General features: G+C 64.1%; 1 protein-coding gene. It reads left to right on the top strand.

All coding sequences use genetic code 11. The features are described 5' to 3' along the window. A partial coding sequence (locus tag NMG70_RS30895) for an elongation factor Tu (protein ID WP_436798497.1) occupies positions 1-786 on the top strand: 786 nt, incomplete at both ends.

Genomic DNA, 786 nt, shown 5'->3' with positions numbered 1-786 from the left:
TCTTGAACAAGGTCGACCAGGTCGACGACGCCGAGCTGCTTGAGCTGGTCGAGCTCGAGGTGCGCGAGCTGTTGACCAAGAACGAGTTCCCCGGCGACGACATTCCGATCGTCAAGGGTTCGGCACTTGCGGCTTTGGAAGATTCCGACAAGAAGATCGGCGAGGATTCGATCCGCGAACTGATGGCTGCGGTCGACGATTACATCCCGACGCCGGTTCGTCCGCTGGACAAGCCGTTCCTGATGCCGATCGAGGACGTGTTCTCGATCTCGGGCCGCGGCACGGTGGTGACCGGCCGCGTCGAGCGCGGTGTGGTCAAGGTCGGCGAGGAGCTCGAGATCGTCGGCATCCGTCCGACCACCAAGACGACCTGCACGGGCGTCGAGATGTTCCGCAAGCTGCTCGACCAGGGCCAGGCCGGCGACAACATCGGCGCGCTCTTGCGCGGTGTCGACCGCGAAGGGGTCGAGCGCGGCCAGGTTCTGGCCAAGCCGGGCACGGTCAAGCCGCACAAGAAGTTCGTCGCCGAAGCCTACATCCTGACCAAGGACGAGGGCGGCCGCCACACGCCGTTCTTCACCAACTACCGGCCGCAGTTCTATTTCCGCACCACGGACGTGACCGGCATCGTGTCGCTGCCGGAAGGCACCGAGATGGTGATGCCGGGCGACAACATCACCGTCGATGTCGAGCTGATCGTGCCGATCGCCATGGAAGAGAAGCTGCGCTTCGCCATCCGTGAAGGCGGCCGCACCGTCGGTGCCGGCATCGTAGTCACCATCAAAG

It is taken from the genome of Mesorhizobium ventifaucium, assembly GCF_935822925.1.
GTDB lineage: Bacteria > Pseudomonadota > Alphaproteobacteria > Rhizobiales > Rhizobiaceae > Mesorhizobium > Mesorhizobium ventifaucium.
The sequence above is the reverse complement of the archived record's forward strand: the minus strand, read 5'-3'. Positions and strand labels throughout refer to the sequence as shown.